The organism is Luteimonas sp. 3794, assembly GCF_031456825.1.
Taxonomy (GTDB): domain Bacteria; phylum Pseudomonadota; class Gammaproteobacteria; order Xanthomonadales; family Xanthomonadaceae; genus Luteimonas.
On the sequence record NZ_JAVDVJ010000021.1, the window covers coordinates 1 to 21,493 of the forward strand.

At 68.2% G+C, this 21,493-nt stretch carries 21 protein-coding genes and 1 pseudogene; 8 read left to right on the forward strand and 14 right to left on the reverse strand.

Going from position 1 to position 21,493, the window contains the following annotated elements:
* Positions 1-162 precede the first annotated feature (162 nt).
* From J2X52_RS17165 to J2X52_RS17195, 7 genes are all read right to left on the reverse strand, one after another.
* On the reverse strand, positions 163-1,053 hold the full coding sequence (locus J2X52_RS17165; RefSeq protein WP_310156292.1) for a C13 family peptidase: 891 nt from the start codon (positions 1,051-1,053) through the stop codon (positions 163-165).
* Between the two features lies 1 nt (position 1,054).
* Positions 1,055-1,744, reverse strand: a complete 690-nt coding sequence (mtnC, locus tag J2X52_RS17170; protein ID WP_310156295.1) for an acireductone synthase — start codon at positions 1,742-1,744, stop codon at positions 1,055-1,057.
* 204 nt (positions 1,745-1,948) lie between these two features.
* Positions 1,949-2,503, reverse strand: coding sequence for an acireductone dioxygenase (locus J2X52_RS17175; protein WP_310156297.1), 555 nt, complete (start codon positions 2,501-2,503; stop codon positions 1,949-1,951).
* A gap of 110 nt (positions 2,504-2,613) precedes the next feature.
* Positions 2,614-3,261, reverse strand: a complete 648-nt coding sequence (locus tag J2X52_RS17180; RefSeq protein ID WP_310156299.1) for a methylthioribulose 1-phosphate dehydratase — start codon at positions 3,259-3,261, stop codon at positions 2,614-2,616.
* A gap of 30 nt (positions 3,262-3,291) precedes the next feature.
* Positions 3,292-3,537, reverse strand: coding sequence for a hypothetical protein (locus J2X52_RS17185; RefSeq protein ID WP_310156302.1), 246 nt, complete (start codon positions 3,535-3,537; stop codon positions 3,292-3,294).
* The gene (locus J2X52_RS17190; RefSeq protein ID WP_310156305.1) at positions 3,534-4,841 is read right to left on the reverse strand and encodes an amino acid permease; all 1,308 of its coding nucleotides are present in this window, start codon (positions 4,839-4,841) and stop codon (positions 3,534-3,536) included. Before J2X52_RS17190 ends, J2X52_RS17185 begins: the two co-directional genes overlap by 4 nt.
* 94 nt (positions 4,842-4,935) lie before the next feature.
* Positions 4,936-6,447: an amino acid permease gene (locus J2X52_RS17195; protein WP_310156307.1), complete on the reverse strand. Its 1,512-nt coding sequence runs from the start codon at positions 6,445-6,447 to the stop codon at positions 4,936-4,938.
* Positions 6,448-6,701: 254 nt separating this feature from the next.
* On the opposite strand from J2X52_RS17195, the gene J2X52_RS17200 reads away from it, so the two are divergent.
* The gene (locus J2X52_RS17200) at positions 6,702-7,250 is read left to right on the forward strand and encodes an NUDIX hydrolase (RefSeq protein WP_310156374.1); all 549 of its coding nucleotides are present in this window, start codon (positions 6,702-6,704) and stop codon (positions 7,248-7,250) included.
* Between the two features lie 91 nt (positions 7,251-7,341).
* A complete protein-coding gene (locus J2X52_RS17205; protein WP_310156310.1) occupies positions 7,342-7,776 on the forward strand; it encodes a VOC family protein in 435 nt (144 codons plus the stop codon).
* Between the two features lie 19 nt (positions 7,777-7,795).
* On the opposite strand, the gene serA is transcribed toward J2X52_RS17205, so the two are convergent.
* Positions 7,796-9,028, reverse strand: coding sequence for a phosphoglycerate dehydrogenase (gene serA / locus J2X52_RS17210; RefSeq protein ID WP_310156312.1), 1,233 nt, complete (start codon positions 9,026-9,028; stop codon positions 7,796-7,798).
* 131 nt (positions 9,029-9,159) lie between these two features.
* Between serA and J2X52_RS17215 the strand changes: the two genes are divergently transcribed.
* From J2X52_RS17215 to J2X52_RS17225, 3 genes are all read left to right on the forward strand, one after another.
* Positions 9,160-10,545: an FAD-binding oxidoreductase gene (locus J2X52_RS17215; protein ID WP_310156315.1), complete on the forward strand. Its 1,386-nt coding sequence runs from the start codon at positions 9,160-9,162 to the stop codon at positions 10,543-10,545.
* A 77-nt stretch (positions 10,546-10,622) separates the two neighbouring features.
* Complete coding sequence (locus tag J2X52_RS17220; RefSeq protein ID WP_310156377.1) at positions 10,623-10,922, forward strand: DUF2388 domain-containing protein; 300 nt, start codon at positions 10,623-10,625, stop codon at positions 10,920-10,922.
* Between the two features lie 47 nt (positions 10,923-10,969).
* Positions 10,970-12,733, forward strand: a complete 1,764-nt coding sequence (locus J2X52_RS17225) for a DUF4105 domain-containing protein (protein WP_310156318.1) — start codon at positions 10,970-10,972, stop codon at positions 12,731-12,733.
* Between the two features lie 133 nt (positions 12,734-12,866).
* Here J2X52_RS17225 and J2X52_RS17230 read toward each other — a convergent pair.
* From J2X52_RS17230 to J2X52_RS17250, 5 genes and pseudogenes are all read right to left on the reverse strand, one after another.
* Positions 12,867-13,007: pseudogene (locus tag J2X52_RS17230) on the reverse strand (elongation factor P-like protein YeiP); the annotation flags it as partial.
* A 130-nt stretch (positions 13,008-13,137) separates the two neighbouring features.
* Positions 13,138-13,704, reverse strand: a complete 567-nt coding sequence (gene yeiP, locus J2X52_RS17235) for an elongation factor P-like protein YeiP (protein WP_310156320.1) — start codon at positions 13,702-13,704, stop codon at positions 13,138-13,140.
* On the reverse strand, positions 13,701-14,243 hold the full coding sequence (locus tag J2X52_RS17240) for an aspartyl protease family protein (RefSeq protein WP_310156323.1): 543 nt from the start codon (positions 14,241-14,243) through the stop codon (positions 13,701-13,703). The genes yeiP and J2X52_RS17240 overlap by 4 nt, the downstream gene beginning before the upstream one ends.
* A 228-nt stretch (positions 14,244-14,471) precedes the next feature.
* The gene (locus J2X52_RS17245; protein WP_310156325.1) at positions 14,472-15,242 is read right to left on the reverse strand and encodes an SDR family oxidoreductase; all 771 of its coding nucleotides are present in this window, start codon (positions 15,240-15,242) and stop codon (positions 14,472-14,474) included.
* Between the two features lie 79 nt (positions 15,243-15,321).
* Positions 15,322-17,898: an EAL domain-containing protein gene (locus J2X52_RS17250; RefSeq protein WP_310156327.1), complete on the reverse strand. Its 2,577-nt coding sequence runs from the start codon at positions 17,896-17,898 to the stop codon at positions 15,322-15,324.
* 651 nt (positions 17,899-18,549) lie between these two features.
* Between J2X52_RS17250 and J2X52_RS17255 the strand changes: the two genes are divergently transcribed.
* From J2X52_RS17255 to J2X52_RS17265, 3 genes are read left to right on the forward strand one after another with little or no spacing between them, the layout of a single operon-like run.
* Positions 18,550-18,795 carry a FeoA family protein gene (locus tag J2X52_RS17255; protein WP_310156329.1) on the forward strand — a complete coding sequence of 82 codons (246 nt, stop codon included), beginning with the start codon at positions 18,550-18,552 and terminating at the stop codon, positions 18,793-18,795.
* Entirely contained in the window at positions 18,792-20,645 is a 1,854-nt protein-coding gene (locus J2X52_RS17260) for a ferrous iron transporter B (RefSeq protein WP_310156333.1), read from the forward strand. Before J2X52_RS17255 ends, J2X52_RS17260 begins: the two co-directional genes overlap by 4 nt.
* An 11-nt stretch (positions 20,646-20,656) precedes the next feature.
* Positions 20,657-20,899: a DUF6587 family protein gene (locus J2X52_RS17265; protein ID WP_310156336.1), complete on the forward strand. Its 243-nt coding sequence runs from the start codon at positions 20,657-20,659 to the stop codon at positions 20,897-20,899.
* 16 nt (positions 20,900-20,915) lie between these two features.
* Here the strand turns inward: J2X52_RS17265 and J2X52_RS17270 are convergent, their stop codons facing one another.
* Complete coding sequence (locus tag J2X52_RS17270; protein WP_310156338.1) at positions 20,916-21,320, reverse strand: hypothetical protein; 405 nt, start codon at positions 21,318-21,320, stop codon at positions 20,916-20,918.
* Positions 21,321-21,493 lie beyond the last annotated feature (173 nt).

A 21,493-nucleotide genomic window follows, 5' to 3' on the forward strand; every position in this document is an offset into this window, starting at 1 on the left:
GGCCCGCGCGCGTTCCCCCCCACCCGCCCCGCTGCGAGTCATTTTGACGCCGGGGGGGCCGGGTTGGCCGCCGCCGGCGGGGCGCGCGATGGGTTTTCAGGGGGAAGACCCGATCGCGCGCGAGCGCGCTCCTACAAAAAGCGTTTTGGTGTCGCCGCGCGATCAGGGCGTGATCGGGTACGGATACACCGCGGGCGCAGGCGAGGAAGGCAGCGTCGCCTCCCAGCGCGCCAGCGTCTGCCCGATGCGTGCACCCGCGGCGATCTGCGGGGCCGAGCGCGCGTAGCCGAGCTTGCGTTCGCGCTGCTTGATCGCGCGTGCCGCGAGGCGATAGGCATTCGCGAAATCGCGATCGGCGTTGAGCCCGTCGAGCAGCCAGGCGTGGCCGAAGAAGGTGATCGTCGATTCGCTGCCGCAGCCGAACGAAGGCCGGTCGGGACGTGCGGCGGTCAACACCAGCGTGTCAGGCGTCTTGAGCGCGGGCACGAAGCCACCCGAGTAGCAGGCCGAGATCACGATGACGCGGTGGACGATGCCCGAGTCGTCGAGCGCCGCGCGCAGTGCATCGGGCGTGATCGTGTCTTCGCTGTCGTCTGGCAAGACCAGGCCGAGGGCGTGATCGGGCGAGCCGTGCATCGTCAGGTAAAGCAGCAGCACGTCGCGTTCGCGGTCCATGTGCGCCCCGACCGCCGACAGCGTGTGGCGCAGGTTTGCCGGGGTGGCGAGTGGGGTGCCGGCGCCTTTAAGACTGTCGATGTTGTTGACCAGCGCGAGTGCCCGCGTGCCTGCGCCGAGGCGCGGCGCAACCCGATCGGTGAGAAAACGCACCTCGTTGCGGAAGACGTCTTCGCCGGCATCGCCTGCAACGCCGACGACGTACAGCGCCGGCGCATCGCCGGTGCCGTTCGGCATCGCGGCGACCGCAGCATCGATCAGCGCATGATCGCGTGTGGCCAGCGATTCGGCCGCCTGCAGCGGCGCGCAGACCAGCAGGCACAGCAGCGCCGTCGCGTGCCAGCGGTGCAGCGTCGACCGATCGGACGCCGGCCGCATGTCAGCGGATCGCGTCGATCTGGTCGAACGCGGTCACGCGCGTGTGACCGTTCGCGGTCGTTGCGTCGCGCGGCTGCGGGTAGTCGCCGAGCCGGTCGACCAGCACGGTGCGCATGCCGGCGTCGCGTGCGGCATCGAGTTCCTCGACCACGTCCGACAGGAACAGGATTTCGGCCGGCGCGGCATCCAGTGCGTCGGCGATGCGCGCGTAGCTCTCGGCCTCACGCTTGCCGCCGACTTCGGTGTCGAACCAGTTCGAGACCAGACCGGTCAGGTCGCCCGCATCGCTGTGGCCGAAGAAGAGTTTCTGCGCCGGCACAGAACCGGACGAATACACCGCCAGCGCCTCACCGGCCGCATGCCAGCGGCGCAGCGCGTCGGCGGCATCGGGATAGATGTGCGCGGTGAAATCGGCGTCCCGGTAACCGGCCGACCAGATCATGCCCTGCAGCGCCTTGAGCGCGGTGTGCTTGCGGTCGGCGTCGATCCAGCCCTGCAGCGTCTCGACGATCACCGCGTCATCGCAGATCGCGCCGTGTTCGGTCGCGACCACGTCGAGCCAGCGGCGCACTTCAGGATCGTCACGATGCGCGGCGACGAAGCCGGGCAGGGCGCGGTGCGCGTACGGAAACAGCACGTCCTTGACGAACGAGATGCTGCTGGTGGTGCCTTCGATGTCGGTCAGGATCATCCGTGCTTCAGCCGGTGGTTGCGGGCGTTGAAGTGTAAGGCGTCGGGTGTCGAGACGCCCCCGGTTGGCGAGCGTCGGAATGGTGCGCTCAGCTGGCTCCGCGCGACTCTCTTTGAATTCGTCATTCCCGCGCAGGCGGAAGCGCTGGGAGTCCGCAGCACCCGTCCGCCAAATCGCTCGGCCCTCAGATTTCCGGACGCAGCCTCAACGCGAACCCGGCTCGTACCGAGGAAACTTCTGCGCGATGTCGGAGCCGGTGAAGTGGCCGATCCAGCCGTCGGGCTGCTCGAAGAAGCGGATCGCCACGAAGCGCGGTTCGCTGCCCATGTCGAACCAGTGGGTCACGCCGTCGGGCACGCCGATCAGGTCGTCCTTGACGCATTCGATCTCGTAGACCTTGCCCTCGACGTGCAGGGTGAACAGGCCCGAGCCGTCGACGAAGAAACGCACTTCGTCTTCCTTGTGGAAGTGTTCGTCGAGGAACTTGGCGCGCAGCTCGTCGCGCTTCGGGTTGTCGGGCGCGATGCTGATCACGTCGACGGACTTGAAGCCGCGCTCGGCGCTGATGCGGTCGATATCGGCCTTGTAGGCAGCGATGACCTCGTCCTGCGAGGCACCCGCGGCAACCGGCTGGGCGGCCTGCCAACGTTCGAAGGTGACGCCGATCGCCTGCAGTTCGCGGGCGATCGCGTCGCCGTCGCGGCTGTCGAACAGCGGCGCATCGGGGGCGGCGGCATCGAAAATGCGGAGGCGGCTCATGGTGGTCTGGCTCGGCGCGTGCGGGGCCATCAGCCTAGCAAAGCCGCGCTGCTGACACGTTGACCGCGGCGGAACACCATCGTTCCACCGCTGGTGACGCTGCGATGGGGTCAGTGCCCGGCGCGCAGGCGACGCAGTTCGAGTTCGCAGTGCAGCAGGAACTCGAAGGCTTCCAGGTGGCGGCGCGCCTCGGCCATGTCGCGGCCCCAGGCGTACAGGCCGTGGCCGTCGATCAGATAGCCCCACATGGGGCCGGCGTCGAGCAGCGCTTCGACCTGCGCCGACAGCACCTGCATGTCCTGGCTGTTGGGCAGTACCGGCACGTCGACCGCCATCTCGTGCGTGCGGTTGCCGCCGAAGGCCTTGAGCAGTTCGTAGCCTTCCAGGCGCACATGGCCCTCGGCGGCGAACAGGCGCGAGGCGATGGTCTGGGTCGGCGAATGCGTGTGCAGGATGCAGCCGATGTCCGGAAACCGGCGATAGAGCTGCGTGTGCAGCAGCGTCTCGGCCGAAGGGCGATGGTCACTGCCGACGGCCGCACCGTCGAAGTCGACGACCATGATGTCGTCTTCCTTCAGCTTGCCCTTGTCGCGGCCCGATACGGTGATCGCGGCATGGCGATCATCGAGACGGCGCGAGAAGTTGCTGCTGGTGGCGGGCGTCCAGCCAGACTGGGCGAGTTCGCGGATGTTGACGATCAACTCGCCAGCGAGTTCGCGCAGGCGGTGGACGTCGTAGGGTGCGGTCGTATCGGACATGGCGCGGATTCTAACGTGCCGCCGCCTGCGTCAGCGTGTCCAGCGCCAGCGCGGCGGCTCGCCCTTCAGGGCGCAAACCGCAATCAGCAGCGCGGTCGCGACGAGTATGCAAAGACCGAAAGCGGCGGGGTGCACCGACGGCGGAAACCGCCACGCAATGATCGCGATCGCGCCGAGGTACACGGCCAGGACCACCCAGCCCTGCCAGCGCCGCGGCAGGCCCCAGCCGTAACCGAGCGTCTTCGCGGGAAACCAGTACGCCTCGTCGCGACTCATCGCGGCATTGCGTCGTGGCGACGCCTGGAAAAACCGCGGAACGCGGCCAGTGCCAGCAGCGCGATGATCGCCGCGCCCATCAACGTGTCGATCGGCGTCGACCAGACCAGCAGGCCGCAGGCGATCAGCGCGCCCATGCCGAGCAGCCGCTCGCGTCGACCGGCCGGATGCGCGCGGTTGCCCAGCAGCAGGCTCAGGCCTGCAGCGGCGTAGGCCATCACCACCAAGGTCACCGCCATGTTGATGATGGTTTCGAACTGGCTGCCCACCGTGTCCGACACGGTGGTGAAAGCGATCAGCGTCATCGAAATCACGACGATCAGCAGGCCCGGCCCGGCGGCGCCGTTCTTCAGCAGTCGACCGAAGATCGCCGGCAGGAAGCCGCGCTGTGCGGCCCGCGCGCCGGATTCGCCGGTGACCAGCATCCAGCCGCCCAGCGTGCCGGTGGCCTTGAGCGCGGCGGCTGCGGCGATGACCGGGATCGCCCAGACGCCGAACATCTGCCCGGCGACGAGTGCGAACGGTGCACTGGAACTCGCCAGTTGTTCCACCGGCACGATGCCCATCATCAACACCGAGGACACCATGTAGACCACGCCCGCGAGCAGGATGCCGCCGAGGGTCGCGATCGGCACGTTGCGCTCGGGATTGCGCACCACGCCGGCGACCATCGCGCCGGTTTCCAGGCCGATGAAGGCCCAGAACACGGTCGCCAGCGAGCCGATCGCCACCGCCGCATCGGACTCGCCGCTGACGTTCCAGCCGGCGCGGTAGATGTCGGGATCGAAGTACGCCCAGCCGGCGATCAGGATCGCCGCGACCGGCAGCAGGCCGAAGACCACGCAGAACGACTGGAAGCGCGCGATGTTGCGCGGGCCCAGCAGGTTCAACGCGAACATCGACCAGATCAGCAGCACCTGGCCGGCGAGCTGGACGCCGGCGCTGTCGCCGACCGGCAACAGGATCACCAGATAGCCGACCGCCGCCACCGCGATCGCGTTGTTGCCGACCCACGACGACAGCCAGTAGGCCGTTGTGGCGAGAAACCCCATGTCTCGACCGAGGCTCGGGCGGATGTAGTCGTCGGGCGAGGTGAGATCCGGGTACTGGCGCGCGAGGCGGGCGAACGCGCCGCCCAGCGCGACCGCGAGCAGGGTGCCGATCAGCCAGGAAAAGACGGTGACCGCGCCGGAGCGCGCGAGCGTTGCCGGCAGCAGGAAGAAACCCGAGCCGATCATGTTGTTGGCGACCATGAAGGTCGCCAGTACCGGACCGATCTTCTTGGCCGTGGCAGTCGTGGACATCGTGCGATCCGCGTGGAGGCGGCGCGAGCGGCCGCTGGTCGTGAGGCTCAAGGACACACGGCCCGCGGTAGGCGGGCCGTGCGGTTGGATCGGATCAGCGCGGCGGCAGCTGCTGCCGGAGGCGGCTGTGCTTGTAGCCGTAGAGGAAGTAGATGGTGAAGCCGATGATCGTCCACACCAGCAGCACCATCCAGTTCAGCAGCGGCATCGTCGCGACCAGGCCCAGGCAGGCCAGCACGCCGAGGGTGCCGACCAGGAACACGGCCGGCACGCGGAACGGGCGATGCAGGTTCGGCTGGGTGCGGCGCAGGACCATCACGCCCAGGCACACGGTGGCGAACGCGACCAGGGTGCCCATCGACACCACATCGCCGAGCAGCTGGATCGGCAGGAACGCCGCCATGATCGCCGCGACGAAGGCCACCAGCACGGTGCCCTTGTGGGGCGTGCGGTAGCGCTTGTGGATCGCGCCGAAGAAGCGCGGCAGCAGGCCGTCCTGCGCCATCGAGAAGAAGATGCGTGGCTGGCCCATCAGCATCACCAGGATCACCGTCGTCAGACCGGCAATCGCGCCGATCTCGACCAGTGTCTTGAGCCACAACAGGCTGGGATACGCCTCGAGCGCAGTCGCGACCGGCTTGGCCGTGCCGAGCACGGTGTAGGGCACCATGCCGGTCAGCACCGCGGACACCGCGATATAGATCAGCGTGCACAGGAACAGCGAGCCGAGGATGCCGATCGGCATGTCGCGCTGCGGATTCTTGACCTCCTGCGCCGCGGTGGAGACCGCATCGAAACCGATGTAGGCGAAGAACACGATCGACGCGCCGCGCAGCACGCCTTCCCAGCCGAAGCGGTCGCCGCCCTGGTTTTCCGGCACGAACGGCAGCCAGTTCTGGGTATCGACGTACTGCGCGCCGAAGCCCAGCAGCAACAGGATCACCAGCACCTTGATCGAGACGATGATCGCGTTCGCGGTCGCCGACTGGGTGATACCCACGTAGCACAGCACGCCGACCGCGCCGATGATCAGCACTGCAGGCAGGTTGAACAGCGCACCAGTGGTGACGAACTTGCCGAACTCGCATGCGCCGGCCAGCGCCGCTTCATGCGTGCAGAAGTTGATCGGCGCCTGGGTCAGTGCGGCAGGCAGATGCACGCCGAGACTGTCGAGGAAGCTCACCGTGTAGCCCGACCAGCCGACTGCGACCGTCGATGCCGCGAACAGGTATTCGAGCACCAGACTCCAGCCGACGAACCAGGCCAGCGCTTCGCCGAGGGTCGCGTAGGTGTAGCTGTAGGCACTGCCCGAGGCCGGGATCATCGCCGCGAATTCCGCGTAGCACAGACCGGCCATCGCGCAGGCGAAACCGGCGATGACGAAGCTCAGCATGATCGCCGGACCGGCGTGATTGGCCGCCGCGGTACCGGTGATGACGAAGATGCCTGCGCCGATGACCGCGCCGAGCCCCAGCATCACCAGATGCTTGGCGGTGAGCGTCCGCTTGAAGCCGACTTCGCCGCTGAGGCTGCCTTCGACCGGCTCGCCCGCATCGACATGCGGTTGCGCCGCGATCGGCTTGGTAATCATCAGGTTCTTGAACATCGGTGTCCCCGGTTGGTCGTTCGGTGCGGTCCGCGAAGATTGACGGACGCGCCGTCGAATCCCCCCCGCGGCCACGCGGCAATCGCCGTACCATGCCAAACGCTGCGTTCCGGCACAAGCAACGCAACTGCCGCTTGTGTGCACGCGCGGGAACGCCGATGCTGCGCCTCCCGTCACGCCGCGCTGCAGCAAATTCATCGATGTCGCACCCGTCCGCGCCTGATTCCGAACGCCCAGCCGCTGTGTCCATCGCAGTGCAGACACTGGCGGACGCTTTCGCCGATTTCGGCGTGCGGCATCCGATCCAGCAATCGCTTGCCAGTGAATTCATCGATCTGCTCGACGATGCCGAAGACCCGTTCGAGCGTGCGCGGCTGACCGGCCACTTCACGGCCTCGGCGCTGGTCGTCAGCGGTGACGGCATGCGCACGCTGCTGACCCATCACCGCAAGCTGGGCATGTGGCTGCAACCGGGCGGACACGCCGACGGCGACCGCGATCTCGCGCGCGTGGCGCTGCGTGAGACAGAAGAGGAAACCGGACTGGTCGACGTGACCGTGCAACCGGACATCTTCGATATCGACCGCCACTGGATTCCCGAGCACAAGGGTGTGCCCGGGCACTGGCATTACGACGTGCGTTATCTCGTGCGCGCGGGCGCCGACGAGAGCTTCGCCATCAGTGAGGAGTCGCTCGCGTTGGCGTGGCGTCCGATCGCCGAAGTCGCGGAGGGCGAGGCGCACGACGCCTCCCTGCGGCGCATGGCGCAGCGATGGATCGAGGTGCGGGACCGGCATCCCTGATCCTGCTGTACCGCGCACACGGCGCCACGAACACACGCGCGGATGCCTGCCCTTTGCGGCCGCGGTGCAAAGCGCACACCATGCGCAGATGATGACGCCTTCCCAGTATTCTGTGCCGCCGATCGGCGGCGTGCTCGAGACCGCCCTGTATGTCGAAGACATGCCACGCGCGGTGCACTTTTTCGCAGACGTGCTCGGTCTGCCGGTGATGCTGCGTACGGATCGCCTCACCGCATTCGATGCCGGGGCCAGCAGCGTGCTGCTCGTGTTCGCGCGCGGCGCGTCGCAGGCGGACGTCACCGGAGAACGCGGCACCGTGCCCGGCCACGACGGGGCAGGGCCGCTGCACATGGCGTTGCGGATCAGCGCCGACGCCTACGACGGCTGGAAAGCGCGTCTCGAAGCGCACGGCGTACCGCTACGCGGCGAGATGTCGTGGCCTGCCGGCGGACGCAGCCTCTACTTCGAGGATCCGGACGGGCACGTGCTTGAACTCGCCACGCCCGGCCTGTGGGCGAACTACTGAGGCCGACGGCGGCGCGGCCTCAATAGAGGACGCGCGTACGCAAGGTGCCCTCGATCTTCGACAGTTCGCTGCGCAGGTGCGCGGCCTGTTCCTCGGTCGCGGCGACATCGATGACCACGTAGCCCACGTTGGCGGTGGTACGCAGGTACTGGCCGTCGATGTTGATCGCCTCGCGCGAGAACACCTCGTTGACCTTCGACAGCACGCCGGGCACGTTGCGGTGCAGATGCAGCAGCCGATGGCTGCCGATGTGCTCGGGCAAGGTGACTTCGGGAAAGTTGACCGCCGACAACGTGCTGCCGTTGTCGCTGTAGCGCACCAGCTTGGCCGCGACCTCGATGCCGATGTTGTCCTGCGCTTCCAGCGTGCTGCCGCCGACATGCGGGGTCAGCAGCACGTTGTCATGGCCCAGCAACGGTGATTCGAACGCGTCGTCGTTGCCCTTGGGCTCGACCGGGAACACGTCGATCGCGGCGCCGCCGACCTGGCCGCTGCGCAGCGCGGCATCGAGCGCGTCGATGTCGACCACGGTGCCGCGCGAGGCGTTGATCAGATGCGCGCCCGGCTTCATCGCATTGATTTCGGGGGCGCCGAACATCAGCTTCGTCGACGGCGTCTCTGGCACGTGCAGGGTCACCACGTCGCTGCGCGCGAGCAGATCGTCGAGGCTGGTCGCGCTGCGCGCGTTGCCGAGCGAGAGCTTGGCTTCGATGTCGTGGAAGAGCACCTGCATGCCGAGCGATTCGGCGAGCACGCCGACCTGGGTGCCGATATGGCCGTAGCCCACGATGCCCAGCGTCTTGCCGCGTGCCTCGTGGCTGCCGAGCGCCGATTTGCTCCAGCCGCCGCGGTGACATTCGGCGTTCTTCTGCGGAATTCCGCGCAGCAGCATGATCGCCTCGGCGACGACGAGTTCGGCCACCGAGCGCGTGTTGGAGTAGGGCGCGTTGAACACCGGAATGCCGGCCAGCTCCGCCGCCTCGACATCGACCTGGTTGGTGCCGATGCAGAAACAGCCGATCGCCATCAGCCGGCGCGCGTCGGCCAGGACTTCGGCGCTCAGATGCGTGCGCGAGCGGATGCCGATGATGTGCGCGTCGGCGATCTTCGCCCGCAGCTGGTCTTCAGGCAGCGACTTGGGGTAGACCTCGACCTGCGAATAGCCGGCGGCATGAAAGGTATCGACAGCGCTCTGGCTGACGCCTTCGAGCAGCAGGACGCGGATGTCCTGCCGGGGAAACGAGGTCTTCATCTAATGGGTTCGCGCGTGGGGGACAGCGCGGGCCATGGTGCCAGAATCGGGCCGGGCGTGTTGCGCCGCAGCGCTGGACGCACCCGGGACGCGCTGGCACGCTGGCGGCCCGTTTGCTCCGGCGCCCGACGATGTCCGACTCCCGCATCTCCAGCCTCCAGGCCGCCGTGCCGACACTGCGGTTGCTGACTGAGCCTGCGGACCTCGCGCATTACGGCGTCGACTGGACCCGGCGCTGGACCCCGGCGCCGCTGGCGATCGCGCTGCCGGCCAGCATCGACGAGGTGCAGGCGACGATGCGCTGGGCGCATGCGGAAAACGTGGCCGTGGTGCCATCGGGCGGTCGGACCGGCCTGTCCGGCGGCGCCGTCGCCGCGAACGGCGAGCTGGTGCTGAGCCTGCAGCGCATGAACAAGGTGCTCGGTTTCGAGCCCGCCGATCGCCTGCTGACCGTCGAGGCCGGCATCGCGCTGGAAGCGGTGCAGGAGGCGGCGCGGTCTCACGATCTGCAGTACCCGGTGGATTTCGCCGCGCGTGGCTCATGCTCGATCGGCGGCAACATCGCGACCAATGCCGGCGGCATCCGTGTGGTGCGCTACGGCAATACGCGCGAGTGGGTGGCCGGGGTCAAGCTGGTCACCGCGACCGGCGAGCTGCTCGATCTCAATCGTGGTCTGGTCAAGAACTCCAGCGGCTACGACCTGCGGCATCTGGTGGTGGCATCGGAAGGCACGCTCGGCATCATCGTCGAGGCGACGCTGCGCCTGGCCGCGCCGCCACCGGAGACGCGGGTCATGCTGCTCGCGCTGCCGTCGTTCGAGGTGCTGATGGAAGTCTTCCAGGCGCTGCGTGCGCGCCTGCCGCTGGAGGCGTTCGAGTTCTTTACCGATCGCGCGCTGCACCACGTCGTCGCGCACGGTGCGCAGCCGCCGTTTGAGGCGGTGTATCCGTATTACGTCGTCGCCGAGTTCGCCTGCGAGGGCGAGGCCGGCGAGGTGCAGGTGCTGTCGGCATTCGAGTACTGCATGGAGCAGGGCTGGGTCGAGGACGGCGTGATCAGCCACGGCGACACCCAGGCCGCGGCGCTGTGGCGCCTGCGCGAGGGCATTACCGAAAGCCTCGCGCCGCATGTGCCCTACAAGAACGACGTGTCGGTGCGGATCTCGGCGATGCCGGGCTTCCTCGCCCGCACCCAGGCGCTGCTCACGGCCGAGTATCCGCAGTTCGAGGTGGTCTGGTTCGGCCACATCGGCGATGGCAACCTGCATATCAACGTGCTCAAGCCGGCCGACATGGACAACGCCAATTTCGTCGTCGAGTGCGAGCGGGTGACCAAGCTGCTGGCGGCGACGCTGGCCGAGCACGGCGGCAGCATCTCGGCCGAACACGGCATCGGTCTGGTCAAGAAGCCGTATCTGGAATCGACGCGCAGCCCGGCGGAGATCGCGGTCATGCGCGGCATCCGGCAGGCGCTGGATCCGGCCGGTATTCTCAACCCCGGCAAGCTATTCGATTGAGCGCCCGGTTCAGCCCCATGCAATACGCCGACGCTAGAGTGTCGGCTGTCGCTCCCGTCCCCGAGGTCCCCCGCATGATGGTTCGTACCGCGCTCGTCCTTCTGTTGACCGGTCTGTCCGCGTCGGCCTTTGCAGGTAGCTTTGCCGGCACCAGTGCGGGCGCCGCGTCCGGTGGGTCGTCGGCCTCGTCGGGTAGCACGTCCGGCAATGACAAGGTGGTGCTGCAGGCACGCGAGGACGCCGCCGGTTTCGTTGCCAGCGACGGTCGCATCCGCGGTGCACGCCTGGAAGCGGCGCTGCGCCATCTGCGCGAGACCCAGAGCGCCGCGCGCGACGCGTCGGACCTCGCACTCGCCCAGGCGATCCTGGCGCGTTGATCCGGCTGGCGCGCTTGCATCTGCGCGCCGCCCTGTTTCTTGTTGTCATGCTGCTGGCGCCGGCCGCATCGGCGGCCGGCTGGTCGATCACGCAGCAGGTTGCGGGTACGCCGCTGGCGCCTGCCGAATCTGCGCGCGCCGGCGCGGCGATCTCCGCTGCATTGGTGCGCCTGCCGCCGAGGTGGCGGGATGCGGCGGGACTCGATGTCGTCGTCGACTGGCGTGACGATCTGCCCGACGACGTGCATGGCCGGACGTTCGGCGCGCATCTACGCCTGCGTCGCACCTTGCTGGCCGACGACGCGTCGGCGCAGCCCCTGCACGTCGCGCTGCTGCACGAGTTAGCGCATCGCTACGACCGTTCGCCGCATGGCGGTCTGTCGCGCGATCCACGCCTGCGCGATCTCGCCGGCTGGCCGCAACGCCCGCTGCGCTTCGGCATGCGTGTGCGCGGCAACGCGATGCACGACCGCAGCCCCGATGCCTACGAGCGGGCGTCGCCGGCCGAGTTCGTCGCGGTCAATCTCGAGCATTTCCTGCTCGACGCCGAGTACGCCTGCCGCCGGCCGGCGCTGCATGCCTACTTCGCGGCGCACTTCGACTGGGCCCCGCCGCACGCGCCCTGCGCGCCGGATCTTCCATTCGTGGAAGCCGAGCCGGGTGCCGATGCCGCGCCACTGCTCGCGCTGGATCCGGCGCGCGTGTACGCCATCGATTACCTGCTGGCCGAAGGCAATGCACGGCCGATGAGCCGCTGGGGCCACAGCATGCTGCGGCTGGTGATCTGCGCGCCCGGTCGTGCGCCCGGACCGGATTGCCGCCTCGATCTCGCGCATCACCGCGTGCTGTCGTTCCGCGCCTTCGTCGATGATGTGCAGATCTCCAGCCTGCGCGGGCTGACCGGGCGCTATCCCTCGCGGCTGTTCGTGCTGCCGCTCGATCAGGTGATCGACGAATACACGCGGATCGAACTGCGCGGCCTGCAGTCGATCCCGCTGCAGCTGTCGACCGGCGAGATCACCTCGCTGCTGACGCAGGCCGCGAACCTGCATTGGAGCTACGACGGTCGCTACTACTTCGTGGGCAACAACTGCGCGGTCGAGACCTGGAAGCTGCTGCAGACCGGCGTGCCGCGCCTGGCCGACGCGCGGTTGCGCAGCATCACGCCGACCGGGTTGTTGCGGAAACTCGTACGCAGTGGCGATGCGGATCCGACGGTACTCGATCGCGAGGACACGGTACGCGGCGGCTATTACTTTCCGTCCGCCGACGCGGAGTACCAGGCTTTGTTAGACGTCGCGCGCGCAGCGCAGCCGTTGCCAGTCGCGCGGGTCGACGCCTGGCTGGATCTGACGCCGGATATGCGCGCGCCCTGGCTCGCGTCTGCGCAACTGCGCGACGGCGCGGCGCTGCTGGTGCTGGAACATGCGGCGCGGCGACGGGAAGAATTGCGATTGCGCGATGTGCTCAAGCGGCAGTTGCTCGATCCACGGTACGCCGTTGACGCCGCGCCAGCTGTCGCAACCCTGCGTGCGTTGCTGGCGGCCGGTGATGCACTCAGTCGACCGGCGCAGTTGCTGCCGGATGGCTACGGATTGCCGCAGGCCGACGAACGCGCTGCGTTGCAGGAGGATGTGGAAGCGCGGGCGCTGGGCCTGCGCGGACTGCGTGGGCAATTGGAAGACGAGGCACGCATGGCGCTGCCACCCGAGGTGCGGGCGCGGGTGGCAGCGCTGGATCGCAACGTGGACACCCTGGGCACGCGCTTGCGCGAGTTGCATCGCAAAGCAGGCGGCCTGCAACTCGACTGAGCGTGCACGAACCTGTAGGAGCGCGCTTGCGCGCGATGGGGCTTGACCGGGAAAGCCCATCGCGCGCAAGCGCGCTCCTACAAAAACAATTGCACGAGGGACGGGCAGGGGATGCGTCCGTCCTGCGATGCATTCAGTCCGCGCGACCGCCGAACTCACCGGTGGTCGTATCGACCCACACGCGCTCGTCGTTGGTGATGTATTCGGACACCTGGATCTCGATGCCGGTATTGAGGGTCGCGTGCTTCGCGTGTTCGGTCGCGGTGCCATCTTTGGGCGCGTGGACGTGTAGGAGCGCGCTTGCGCGCGATGGGCGCTCCCGGGAAAACCCATCGCGCGCAAGCGCGCTCCTACATCACCTATTGCACATGCGGGATGGGTGGCGGACGCCGGTCCCGTGTCGCTCAGTCCGCGCGACCGCCAAATTCGCCGGTACTGGTGCTGACCAGGATCCGCTCGCCGTTGCTGATGTATTCCGGGACCTGGATTTCGATGCCGGTGTTGAGCCTTGCCGGTTTCGGGCGTTTGGTCGCGGTCCCGCCCTTCAGTTCGGGCGGCGTCTCGATCACTTCCAGCACCACGCTTGGCGGCAGCTGCAATCCGACCGGCTGTTCGTCGATGATCTGCACATAGCAGCCCGACAACGCATCGGTGATATAGCCGCTGGCGTCGCCCACGACGTCGGCGTCGAGCGTATAGGGCGTGTAATCCTCGTCATCCATGAACACGAACGCCTCGCCGTCCTTGTACGAGAACGTCGCTTGCCGGCGCTGCAGTTCGACTTCCTTCAGATCGTCGTCGCCGCCGATGTTGAGGTCGAACTTGTTGCCGCCCGGCACGCTGTACAGCGTGAAACGCATCTTGAGTCCGCCGCCTCGACCCTGCGGCGCGCTGCGCTCGATATCACGCACCTGGTAGACGGTGCCGTTGTGTTCAATCACGTTTCCTTTCTTGACGTCGTAGGCTTTCATCGTTGTTCGCTGCTGGATGGAGAGGACGCCGCCGCGTCCGCGGCAGCTGAGTTGCGGAGATAGAGCCGCAGGTTCGGATAGTCGATCACGGCGCCGCCGCGTTCGAGGATGTCGGCGCCGATCACGCCATCGACCGGCGCTTCGCCGCGTTGCGAGAACGCCGCGTTGACGTGGTCGAGCGCGAGGAAGTGCACGGTGAACGCGTCGTCGCGGTAGCCGCCGATGCGCAGGCGGTTGCCGGGCAGGGCGCTGATCGCCATGCCGGTGCCGCCGGCGCCGGTCGCCCGGCCTCCATCGCGCGTCGCCCGGCCCTGGTCGAAGCGCGATTGTGCCGCGCGGTCGATCACGGTGCGGCCTGCACCGGTATCGATGATGAAGGTGCCGGCCACGTCGTTCATACGGGCCGCCACGGTCAGATGGGCATCGCCGTGGCGGGTCATCGGAACCGCGGTGTAGCCGGCGGCTTCAAGCGTGGCGGCAACACGGGCCGATACGGAGGTCTGCGCTGCAGCGGGCAGGGAGGTCAGCAGGCAGGCCATCAAAGCCGCAAGGAGACCCGTTACGCGCGCGGTATTGAAGCCCTCCCCTGCGGGGCGGGGGAGGGTTGGGTGGGGGCAAACCTTGGGCTCGCGACAGCCTGCGGATGACCGCGAAAGTCGTTCCCGCGACCGGAACGTTCGCCCCCATCCCAACCTTCCCCCGCCATGCGGGGGAAGGGGCAGTGCCCGGCGCGCGGGATACTCGGTGGCAGCGAACAAGCCCATCGCTTACTTCGGCGCCAGCCGCACCGCGCCGTCGAGGCGGATGGTCTCGCCGTTGAGGTAGCGACTGCCGACGATGTAGGCGACGAGGTCGGCGAATTCCTCGGGACGTCCCAGACGCGACGGGAACGGGATCGAGGCCGACAGCGACTGCTGCACGTCGTCAGGCATGCCGTCCACCATCGGCGTCCAGAAGATGCCCGGCGCGATCGTGTTGACGCGGATGCCGAACCGCGCGAGCTCGCGCGCCATCGGCAGGGTCATGGCGACCACGCCGCCCTTGGACGCCGAATACGCCGCCTGACCGATCTGGCCTTCGTACGCCGCGACCGATGCCGTGTTGACGATCACGCCGCGCTCGCCGTCTTCGCCCGCATCGTTGCGCTGCATGACGGCGGCCGCGGCCTTGGCCACGTTGAAGCTGCCGACCAGGTTCACCATGACGGTGCGGCTGAAGGTGTCCAGCGGCATCGGTGCCTCGCGGCCCAGCACGCGGCCGGCGCCGAGGATGCCGGCGCAGTTCACGGCGACGTTGAGCCCACCGAGGAAATCGCGCGCGGCGTCGACGTTCGCGACCACGCCGGCTTCGTCGGTCACATCGGTGCGCAGGTAGCGCGCATTGGTGTCGCCGAGCGCGGCGACCGCGTCGGCGCCCTTATCGTCGTTGACGTCGAACAGCACGACCTTGCCGCCGCCGGCGACGAGGTGGCGGGCCACGGCGAGGCCGAGGCCGGAGACGCCACCGGTGATGAGGGCGCGGACGGAATCGGGCGTCATGTGCGGATCCTTGGACGGAAAACCCTTAGTTTAACCGGCCGGCCGCATACGCCGATCAGGCCAGCTCCGATAGGCGTGTTCAGGCGGGTGGGCCGGGTCCGCCATGCAGACGCCGGGAGAACTCGTCGGGCGACAGTCCCGGCGCGAACAGGAAGCCCTGACCGACCGTGACGCCGAGATCGAGCAGGAACCGGCGTTGCGCTTCCGACTCGATGCCTTCGGCCACGAGCCCCAGACCGAGACTGCGCGCGATGCCCGCCACCGCCTGGCACACGGCGACATCGGAACGATCACCCGGCACGCCACCGACGAACAGCTGGCTGAGCTTGAGCCCGTGGATCGGCAACCGGCGCAGATAGTTCAGGCCGCTGTAACCCTCGCCGAAATCGTCGATGCTCAGCTGCACGCCCATGTCGCGCAGCGCGGCGAAGGTGCGCAGCGTGTCGGGCGCGTCCTCGATCAACACGCGCTCGGTGAATTCCAGTTCCAGCGCGCTGCCCGGCAGGGCGAATTCCGCCAGCACGTCATGGACATGCGCGGCGAGTTCGTCGCCGAGGAACTGCCGGTAGGACACATTCACTGCCACGCGCACCACGCCCAGGCCGGCGTCGCGCCACGCCGCCGTCTGCCGGCAGGCTTCGCGCAGCACCCAGGCGCCGATGCGGACGATGTCGCCGGTGCTTTCCGCATGGTCGATGAAGTGGTCCGGCCGCATTTCGCCGAGCTGCCGGTTGCGCCAGCGGATCAGGGCCTCGGCAGCGATCACGCGCCGGCTGCGCAGGTCGACCTGTGGTTGGTAGACGAGGTGGAACTCGTCGTTGTCGATCGCGCGCCGCAGATGCGTCTCCACCCGCAACCGGTCCTGCTGGGTCTGCGCCAGCGCCGGGGTGAACAGCTGCCAGCCGTTGCGGATGCGCCGCTTGCTTTCGTACATCGCCGCATCCGCATTCTGGATCAGCGTCTGCGGCCGGTCGCCGTCATCGGGCGCGCGCGCGATGCCGATGCTCGCGGTGATCGAGAACTCCTCGGTGTCGAAGCGGAAGCCGTCACCGAATGCATCGAGAATCGCACTGGCCACGCGCTCTGCGTGACTGGCGCCGGCCCCGGCGTCGCAGACCACCAGAAACTCGTCGCCACCGAACCGGGCGATGCTGCCCGAGCTGCCGACGGCCTGCCCAATGCGGTGCGCGGCGGCGATCAGCAGTTCGTCGCCCGCGGCATGGCCGAGCGCGTCGTTGACGAACTTGAAGCGGTCGAGATCGATGTAGAGCACGGCCACGCCGGCGCGCGCGGGATCGGCCATGCGCGCGTCGAGTTCGCACAGGATCGCGTCGCGGTTGAGCAGGCCGGTCAGCGGATCGGTACGCGCCTGCGCCCGCAGGATCGCCTCGTCGTGCTTGTCGCGGGCGATGTCCTGCAGCGTGCCGGTCAAGCGTGAGGTCGCCGGATCGCCCTGGCGCGGCCCGCCGATCGCGCGCACCCAGAACGTGCCGCCGTCGCTGCGCATGCCCTGCAGTTCGATGTCGAAGCCGGCGGCGTCGACCATCGCTGCGCCGAGCGCATCGCGCAGCCGGGTGCGGTCTGGCAACAGCAGCAGGCCGATCAGCGCCTCCATCGTCGTCGGCGGTTGCGTAGGGTCGAGAATGTGTACGGCTTCCGCCGTCAGATAGAGCCGATCGGTGCCGCAGTCGAGCTCCCAGCCGCCGATATGGGCCAGGGCCTGCACGCGATCGAACATTGCGCTGTCGCGCTTGAGTGCACTGACGTCCGAGAACAGCGACAGCACCTGGTGGGGCCGGTCACCGCCCGGCGGGTACTGCGGCACGGCGGTGACCGTCAGCCAGTACAGCTCGCGGCGCATGCGGTGGTAGAGGCCGACCAGCGTGCTTTCGACGATGCGGCCGTCGCGCAGCGCCCGCACCGGCGGCAGTTCGGCCCAGGGCATCTCGTTGCCGTCGGGAGCGATCGCGAGCCATTCGCCGAGGTTGGACGTGTCGCCGAGCGAGGTGCCCTGGCGGATGCCCAGCAGGCGCAGCGCCGCCGGATTGCCGTAGACGAACCTGCCGGCGACATCGTGGATCGCGATGCCGCGGTCCATGACATCCATCAGCTCGCGATAGCGCACCTCCGCCTCACGGCGTTCGCTCAGATCGCGCGCCACCGCGACGAGGCAGGGCTGGCCGTCGTGTTCGAAACCTGCGGTATGCACCTCGACCGGGAAGCGCGAGCCGTCGCCGCGCATGTTGGTGACTTCGATGACGTAGGTGCGTCCGCGATGCACCGCATCCCAGACCGGCGCGAGATGGTCGCGCGGCAGGTCCGGATTCAACACTTCGATCGGTTGGCCCACGATGTCCGCGCGCGGCCGGCCATAGGCCTGCTCGCCGGCGCGGTTGAGGTCGAGCACGATGCCCTCCGCATCGAGGATGCTGACCGGGTCGGGGACGGCGTCGAAGAGTGCGTGGTAACGCAGACCGGCGGCGTCGGCCTCGGCGCGCGTCGCCGCCAGCGCATCGCGCGCGCGGGAGAGCAGGGCGCGGACATCGGCGGGCAGATTACGGTCGTCTGCGGCCAGCGACAGCGCATCGGGCAAGGCCAGCGCATGGGCCTGGCGTTCCAGCAGTCCGGTGTTCCCCGTGTCCGATGGGTGCGTCATGCGCGCGGTGCCAGTGCCACTCCGGATGCGGGAGAGATGAGATCTGTTGTAGCGCCGTCGCGCGGGTGCGTCCAGGCTCTCGCCGGTCCGGTCGGGATGATCGTGGTGTCCGGCAGGAAGGCGTCGTGGTCCATGTCGTGCAAGGAGAACGGGCGATCTGTGGGCGATCGGCCATGGGTGGCCCAGTGGTCTTCGAAGCGTGGGCTGGGCTTCGGCTTGTCGCTTTCGCTCTTGTCTCATCGAGCCGTAAAGCGAGCCGAGCATCGGCAGGGCGGGGCTGCAGCAGCAGCCCATGTTTGAGCGGAGCGGGTTCGTGCTGCGGGGCCGTGAAGGTCCCACTGTGCCCTGTTGGCCGAGACGCGCAGGGGATCTCCACCGCTAATCGCGGAGGATCGCGTCCGGCGACGACGGTTTGACGCACGCCTACGGCGCTCGCCCTTCGGGCCGGTTTCGCAGCGTGACAGCGCGGAAACCCTGTCCCTGATTTTCTCTCCTGTCGCGCATCGGTACTACCTGACTCCGCACATGCGCTTTGCCGCCGGCATCTCGACACCGAAACGGACTGGATCCGCAACGACGCTGCATCGGCGTCTTCTACGCGGCGCGACCGGGCGTAGAATTGCGAACCATTCTCGATAACAGAGCGCCACCGTGAACCTCTGCCAGCTGCCGCGCCGCACGCCCGCCCTCGTCGAAGACATCGAGAGCGTGACTGCAATCGATCCCATCGCGCGTCGTCTTGCCGAGCTCGGATTCGTGCCAGGCGAGCCGGTCGAGGTGGTCGCGGCCGGGCCGTTCGGGGGCGATCCGCTGCTGGTGCAGGTCGGCTACACGCGCTTCGCGCTTCGCCGCAGCGAAGCCGCCCGCGTGCACGTCCGCGTGACGCCTGCGGCATGAGCGCCACGATTGCGGCACCGCGTTTCGCGCTGGTCGGCAGCCCCAATGCTGGCAAGACCGCGCTGTTCAACCTGCTGACCGGCAGCCGCCAGAAGGTCGCCAACTACGCCGGCGTGACCGTCGAGCGCAAGGAAGGCCGCATGCATGGACCGGACGGACAGGCCTGGGCCTTGCTCGATCTGCCCGGGACCTACAGCCTGCAGCCGGCCAGCCTGGACGAGGCGATCACCCGCGATCTGTGCCGCGGTTTCTATCCCGGCGAGCCCGCCCCGGACGTGCTGGTGTGCGTGGTCGATGCGACCAACCTGCGTCTGCATCTGCGCTTTGTGCTGGAGCTGCGCACGCTCGGCGTGCCGATGGTCGTCGCCCTGAACATGGCCGACGCCGCGCAACAGCGCGGCATCGTCATCGACCGCGCGGTGCTGGAGGCCAAGCTGGGCATCCCGGTGGTCGAGACCGTCGCGATCCGCCGCGACGGCGCGCGGGCGCTGCTGGCGCGCTTGGCCGACGTGACCCGAGATCCGCAGCCGCCGCCCGCGGCTGAAGACGACGATCTGCATGCGGAGACGCGTGCGCTGCTGGCCGCAGCCGTGACCATGCCGCGTCGCACCGCGCGCATCGACGATGCCCTCGACCGCTGGCTGCTGCATCCGGTGTTCGGGCTGCTGGCGCTGGCGACGATCATGTTCCTGATCTTCCAGGCCGTGTATGCCTGGGCCGCGCCGCTGATGGACCTGATCGACGCCGGTTCTTCCGCGCTCGGCGCCTGGGTGTCGACGACGTTCCCGGAAGGCCCGCTGACCAGCCTGCTCGCCGACGGCATCATCGCCGGCCTCGGCGGGGTGATCGTGTTCCTGCCGCAGATCCTGATCCTATTTCTCTTCATCCTCGCGCTCGAGGAGTCCGGCTATCTGCCGCGCGCGGCCTTCCTGCTCGACCGCGTCATGAAAGGCGCGGGACTGTCCGGGCGGTCCTTCATTCCGCTGCTGTCGAGCTTCGCCTGTGCGATCCCCGGGATCATGGCGACGCGTTCGATCCAGGATCCACGCGACCGCCTGGCGACGATCATGGTGGCGCCGCTGATGACGTGCTCGGCGCGGCTGCCTGTCTATGCGTTGCTGATCGGCGCCTTCATCCCGCAGCGCCAGGTCTGGGGCGTGCTTAACCTGCAGGGGCTGGTGCTGTTCGCGCTGTATCTGGCCGGCATCCTAAGCGCGCTCGCGGTGTCCTACACAATGAAGAAATGGCGGCGCGACACGCGCGAACACGCGCTGATGCTCGAGTTGCCCTCTTATCGCCTCCCGCACCCGCGCGATCTCGCGATCGGACTCAAGGAGCGCGCGATGATCTTCCTCAAGCGCGTGGGCGGCATCATCCTCGCGCTGACGGTATTGCTGTGGTTCCTGCTGTCCTTCCCGGCACCGCCGGACGGAGCGACCGGGGCCGCGATCGAATACAGCTTCGGCGGCCGCATCGGCCATGCGCTCGCGGTGCTGTTCGCGCCGCTGGGGTTCAACTGGCAGATCTGCATCGCGCTGATCCCAGGGCTGGCCGCGCGCGAGGTGGCGGTCGCGTCGCTGGCAACGGTCTATGCGCTCTCTGCAACCGATGACGCCGCCGCGGCGCAGGCACTCACGCCGATCATCACCGACGGCTGGTCGCTCGCGACCGGTCTGTCGCTGCTCGTGTGGTTCATCTACGCGCCGCAGTGCCTGTCGACCTGGGCGACGATCAAGCGCGAAACCGGCTCGTGGAAGCTGATGGCGCTCAATGCCGGCTACCTGTTCGCGCTGGCGTACCTCGCATCGCTGCTGGTCTATCAAGTCGCGCGCGCGCTGGGCGCGGGTTGAGCACGCCGACGATGACCGCCGGACTGCTTCTGCAATACATCGTCGTCGCCCTGGCCGTGCTGTTCAGTGCGTGGGTGGTGCTGAAGAAGCTGGCCCCGAATGCGGCGCGTCGCCTGCGCATTGCGCTCGCGTTGGCGCTGTTGCGCGCGGGCAGGCCGGCGTGGATGCACGCGTTGGGAAGACGCGTTGCACCGGCGCCGGTTGCGGCCAGTTCCTGCGGCGGCTGTGACAGTTGCGGACCGCCCTCCAGCTGAAGAACGCGCCGCAACCTCAGGCGGACGGCAGTACCACCGTACCGCCGCCGACTTCGCGCCCCCCCTCGACCAGCACGAATGTCTCACCATCCTCGATCTCGACCGGCGTCTCGCACTTCAGGTACGCGGCGACGGTGGACCCGGGTTCGACGGCGCCCGCGGCGTCAAAACGCAAACTGCACAGGTGCGTGGCGGTGGCGTCGCTGTTGGTGCCGACAAAGCGGACGCCGGGCCGGTAGTTGCTGAAGACCGCGCTGCGTCGGCCGCCCTCGTCCTGCGAGCGGAACGTTACACAAGCCCGGATGTCTTCGCGAGTCGCAAATGCATGAGTACGCGGCGGCAGTTCCGTAAACTCCGCAATGCGCGCTTCCGCGTTCGCTTCGTGCGGCACGCAGGGCGCGTCGTACGTCGGGCCGGTCAATGCGGTCGCCGCTGGGGCGTCTGCAACCGCGGTCGCGACGGGATCGGCGCCCGGCGGCCTCTCGACGGCGGAGTCGATGGTGGGTGCGTCAGGCACGCAGGCGGCGCACATGAGCGCAGCGGCGAGCAGGACGACGACACGTGCACACGGGGCAGTGGCTGGCATTGGACTTC